We start from the raw sequence: 5,543 nt of genomic DNA, 5'->3' as shown, positions 1-5,543 counted from the left end.
GATGTCGGGCCATCACCAGGCCGCGGATACCCCGGTTTCCGTGAACCCGAGTCGATCACCCCGGCCCGCCGCCCGGATGAGGCATTGGGGAAGGCGGGGGAATGCAGAGAAGGCCACCCCGTTGGGGGTGGCCTTATCTGGAAGATTGTCCGGCGGTGTCCTACTCTCCCACACCCTCACGAGTGCAGTACCATCGGCGCTGGAGGGCTTAGCTTCCGGGTTCGGAATGTAACCGGGCGTTTCCCCTCCGCCATGACCGCCGTAACTCTATGAACATATCAAACAACCCCGGCACCATACTCACGGGTGTTCGCTTGTTCAGAGTTGCACAGTGGACGCGTAGCAGCTTAGTAGTCAAGTCCTCGGCCTATTAGTACCGGTCAACTGAACCCGTTACCGGGCTTACATTTCCGGCCTATCAACCCAGTCGTCTAGCTGGGGGCCTTACCCCACAAAGTGGGTGGGATACCTCATCTTGAAGCAGGCTTCCCGCTTAGATGCTTTCAGCGGTTATCCCTTCCGAACGTAGCTAACCAGCCGTGCCCTTGGCAGAACAACTGGCACACCAGAGGTTCGTCCGTCCCGGTCCTCTCGTACTAGGGACAGCCCTTCTCAAGTATCCTACGCGCACGGCGGATAGGGACCGAACTGTCTCACGACGTTCTAAACCCAGCTCGCGTACCGCTTTAATGGGCGAACAGCCCAACCCTTGGGACCTGCTACAGCCCCAGGATGCGACGAGCCGACATCGAGGTGCCAAACCATCCCGTCGATATGGACTCTTGGGGAAGATCAGCCTGTTATCCCCGGGGTACCTTTTATCCGTTGAGCGACACCGCTTCCACTCGCAAGTGCCGGATCACTAGTCCCGACTTTCGTCCCTGCTCGACCTGTCAGTCTCACAGTCAAGCTCCCTTGTGTACTTGCACTCAACACCTGATTGCCAACCAGGCTGAGGGAACCTTTGGGCGCCTCCGTTACCCTTTAGGAGGCAACCGCCCCAGTTAAACTACCCACCAGACACTGTCCCTGAACCGGATAACGGTCCGAAGTTAGATACCCAAATCAACCAGAGTGGTATTTCAAGATTGCCTCCACCCATACTGGCGTATGGACTTCACCGGCTCCCACCTATCCTACACAAGCTAATTCGAGTACCAATGTCAAGCTATAGTAAAGGTCCCGGGGTCTTTCCGTCCTGCCGCGCGTAACGAGCATCTTTACTCGTACTGCAATTTCGCCGGGCCTGTGGTTGAGACAGTGGGGAAGTCGTTACGCCATTCGTGCAGGTCGGAACTTACCCGACAAGGAATTTCGCTACCTTAGGATGGTTATAGTTACCACCGCCGTTTACTGGCGCTTAAGTTCTCCGCTTCGCCCCCGAAAGAGCTAACAGGTCCCCTTAACGTTCCAGCACCGGGCAGGCGTCAGTCCATATACATCGAATTACTTCTTCGCATGGACCTGTGTTTTTAGTAAACAGTCGCTTCCCCCTGCTCTCTGCGGCCATACAACGCTCCACCCGCGCGGGGCTTCACGTCTCCGGCCCCCCTTCTCCCTAAGTTACGGGGGCAATTTGCCGAGTTCCTTAACCACAGTTCGCCCGATCGCCTCGGTATTCTCTACCTGACCACCTGTGTCGGTTTGGGGTACGGGCCGCTAAGAACTCGCTAGAGGCTTTTCTCGGCAGCATAGGATCACTGACTTCACCTGAATCGGCTCGGCATCACGTCTCAGCCTACATGTGGTGCGGATTTGCCTACACCACGGCCTACACGCTTACCCCGGCACAACCACCGGCCGGGCTCAGCTACCTTCCTGCGTCACCCCATCGCTTGACTACTACCCGCCAGGTTCCCACGCTCCCCACCATCCGTCCGAAGACATCAGGCAGCTCGGGTGGTTAGCACAACGAAGTTCATCACGGGCGCTCTTTCGCGGGTACGGGAATATCAACCCGTTGTCCATCGACTACGCCTCTCGGCCTCGCCTTAGGTCCCGACTCACCCAGGGCGGATTAGCCTGGCCCTGGAACCCTTGGTCATCCGGCGGAAGGGTTTCTCACCCTTCTTTCGCTACTCATGCCTGCATTCTCACTCGTGCCGCGTCCACAACTGGGTCACCCCGCTGCTTCACTCGCGGCACGACGCTCCCCTACCCATCCACACACCTGCACAAGGAATCAAGTCCAAGCGAGGTTAAAATGTGAATGCCACAGCTTCGGCGGTGTGCTTGAGCCCCGCTACATTGTCGGCGCGGAACCACTTGACCAGTGAGCTATTACGCACTCTTTAAAGGGTGGCTGCTTCTAAGCCAACCTCCTGGTTGTCTATGCGACCCCACATCCTTTTCCACTTAGCACACGCTTAGGGGCCTTAGCTGGTGATCTGGGCTGTTTCCCTCTCGACTACGAAGCTTATCCCCCGCAGTCTCACTGCCGCGCTCTCACTTACCGGCATTCGGAGTTTGGCTGATTTCGGTAAGCTTGTGGGCCCCCTAGACCATCCAGTGCTCTACCTCCGGCAAGAAACACGCGACGCTGCACCTAAATGCATTTCGGGGAGAACCAGCTATCACGGAGTTTGATTGGCCTTTCACCCCTAACCACAGGTCATCCCCCAACTTTTCAACGTTGGTGGGTTCGGCCCTCCACGCGGTCTTACCCGCGCTTCAGCCTGCCCATGGCTAGATCACTCCGCTTCGGGTCTAGGACACGCGACTGAATCGCCCTATTCAGACTCGCTTTCGCTACGGCTCCCCCACACGGGTTAACCTCGCCACATGCCACTAACTCGCAGGCTCATTCTTCAAAAGGCACGCCGTCACCCCGCAAGGCTCCGACGGATTGTAGGCGAACGGTTTCAGGTACTATTTCACTCCCCTCCCGGGGTACTTTTCACCATTCCCTCACGGTACTCGTCCGCTATCGGTCACCAGGAAGTATTTAGGCTTACCAGGTGGTCCTGGCAGATTCACGGCAGATTTCAGGGGTCCGCCGCTACTCGGGAACACCCACAGAAGGTCAGCAACTTTCACCTACCGGACTCTCACCGTCTACGGTCAGCCATTCCAGACTGTTCGACTAGCCACTGACTTTGTAACTCCTCGAGTGCATGTCAGTACACTCAGCGGGGTCCCACAACCCCGACCACGCAACCCCTGACAGGTATCACACGCAGCCGGTTTAGCCTCAATCCGCTTTCGCTCGCCACTACTCACGGAATCACTAAATTGTTTTCTCTTCCTACGGGTACTGAGATGTTTCACTTCCCCGCGTTCCCTCCACACACCCTATGTGTTCAGGTGTGGGTGACACCACATGACTGGTGCCAGGTTTCCCCATTCGGACACCCTGGGATCACAGCTTGGTTGACAGCTCCCCCAGGCCTATCGCGGCCTCCCACGTCCTTCATCGGCTCCTGGTGCCAAGGCATTCACCGTTCGCCCTTGACAACTTGACCACAAAGATGCTCGCGTCCACTGTGCAATTCTCAACAAACGACCAACCCACAACCCGAAACGCCCCACACCAAACCCAAACTCACGTCTGGCGGTATGCGAGGCCAGGCCATGCCTGGCAACCTCACGAACCCACAGGCTCGCTACGGCTCCGAAAGAAACAACCACCGGTTGTTCTTTCAGGACCCAACAGGGTGCTCACATTCTCCCCCAGCCGCACCAACAGCATCCGTTCCCACCACCCAAAAGATGGCTGTACTAAGCGCCGCCGGCCGTTGCCAGGGCAAAACTTGCCAGTGTCTCCGCCATTCGAGCACCCCACCACCACAGTCGGGCAGCGCGGGCTCCTTACCGACTTTCGTCGGAAGGTGCTCCTTAGAAAGGAGGTGATCCAGCCGCACCTTCCGGTACGGCTACCTTGTTACGACTTCGTCCCAATCGCCAGCCCCACCTTCGACGGCTCCCTCCACAAGGGTTGGGCCACCGGCTTCGGGTGTTGCCGACTTTCGTGACGTGACGGGCGGTGTGTACAAGGCCCGGGAACGTATTCACCGCAGCGTTGCTGATCTGCGATTACTAGCGACTCCGACTTCACGGGGTCGAGTTGCAGACCCCGATCCGAACTGAGACCGGCTTTTTGGGATTCGCTCCACCTCACGGTATCGCAGCCCATTGTACCGGCCATTGTAGCATGCGTGAAGCCCTGGACATAAGGGGCATGATGACTTGACGTCATCCCCACCTTCCTCCGAGTTGACCCCGGCAGTCTTCGATGAGTCCCCGCCATAACGCGCTGGCAACATCGAACGAGGGTTGCGCTCGTTGCGGGACTTAACCCAACATCTCACGACACGAGCTGACGACAGCCATGCACCACCTGTGACCGCCCCCGAAGGACCCCCCATCTCTGGAGGTTTTGCGGCCATGTCAAACCCAGGTAAGGTTCTTCGCGTTGCATCGAATTAATCCGCATGCTCCGCCGCTTGTGCGGGCCCCCGTCAATTCCTTTGAGTTTTAGCCTTGCGGCCGTACTCCCCAGGCGGGGCGCTTAATGCGTTAGCTGCGGCACAGGGAACCGGAGAGGCCCCCCACACCTAGCGCCCAACGTTTACAGCGTGGACTACCAGGGTATCTAATCCTGTTCGCTCCCCACGCTTTCGCTCCTCAGCGTCAGTATCGGCCCAGAGACCCGCCTTCGCCACCGGTGTTCCTCCTGATATCTGCGCATTTCACCGCTACACCAGGAATTCCAGTCTCCCCTACCGAACTCTAGCCTGCCCGTATCGACCGCAGGCTTGGGGTTGAGCCCCAAGTTTTCACGGTCGACGCGACAAGCCGCCTACGAGCTCTTTACGCCCAATAAATCCGGACAACGCTCGCACCCTACGTCTTACCGCGGCTGCTGGCACGTAGTTGGCCGGTGCTTCTTCTGCAGGTACCGTCACTCTCGCTTCGTCCCTGCTGAAAGAGGTTTACAACCCGAAGGCCGTCATCCCTCACGCGGCGTCGCTGCATCAGGCTTCCGCCCATTGTGCAATATTCCCCACTGCTGCCTCCCGTAGGAGTCTGGGCCGTGTCTCAGTCCCAGTGTGGCCGGTCGCCCTCTCAGGCCGGCTACCCGTCGTCGCCTTGGTAGGCCATCACCCCACCAACAAGCTGATAGGCCGCGAGCCCATCCCAAGCCGAAAAACTTTCCACCCACAGTCATGCGACCACAGGTCCTATCCGGTATTAGCCCCCGTTTCCGAGGGTTATCCCAAAGCTTGGGGCAGGTTGCTCACGTGTTACTCACCCGTTCGCCGCTCGAGTACCCCGAAGGGCCTTTCCGCTCGACTTGCATGTGTTAAGCACGCCGCCAGCGTTCGTCCTGAGCCAGGATCAAACTCTCCAACAAAAAATGAGTTGAACAGCTATCCCGACAACAAACAAATGTTGCCAAAGGAATCCCAACCAGCCAAACCGAAGCCTGACCAGTCCGGGGTATAAATCATAATTGGCACTGGCTTTACAAGCACCCTGTTGAGTTCTCAAAGAACAACCACACACCGACCAGAAGCCCCACCACAGCGGAACCCCAACCGGGG

Annotated in this window: 3 rRNA genes; all 3 read right to left on the bottom strand. The window is 57.9% G+C overall.

Annotated features, from left to right (window positions below):
• Positions 1 to 147: 147 nt before the first annotated feature.
• Positions 148 to 264: ribosomal RNA gene (gene rrf, locus JM949_RS33055) — 5S ribosomal RNA — on the bottom strand.
• 86 nt (positions 265 to 350) lie between these two features.
• A 23S ribosomal RNA gene (locus JM949_RS33050) occupies positions 351 to 3,461 on the bottom strand.
• A gap of 377 nt (positions 3,462 to 3,838) precedes the next feature.
• Positions 3,839 to 5,353: ribosomal RNA gene (locus tag JM949_RS33045) — 16S ribosomal RNA — on the bottom strand.
• Together the 16S, 23S and 5S rRNA genes form the textbook arrangement of a ribosomal RNA operon.
• Positions 5,354 to 5,543 lie beyond the last annotated feature (190 nt).

The organism is Micromonospora tarensis, assembly GCF_016803395.1.
Classification (GTDB): domain Bacteria; phylum Actinomycetota; class Actinomycetes; order Mycobacteriales; family Micromonosporaceae; genus Micromonospora; species Micromonospora tarensis.
Note: the sequence above shows the minus strand (reverse complement) of the source record. Positions and strands in the feature narration are given on the sequence as shown.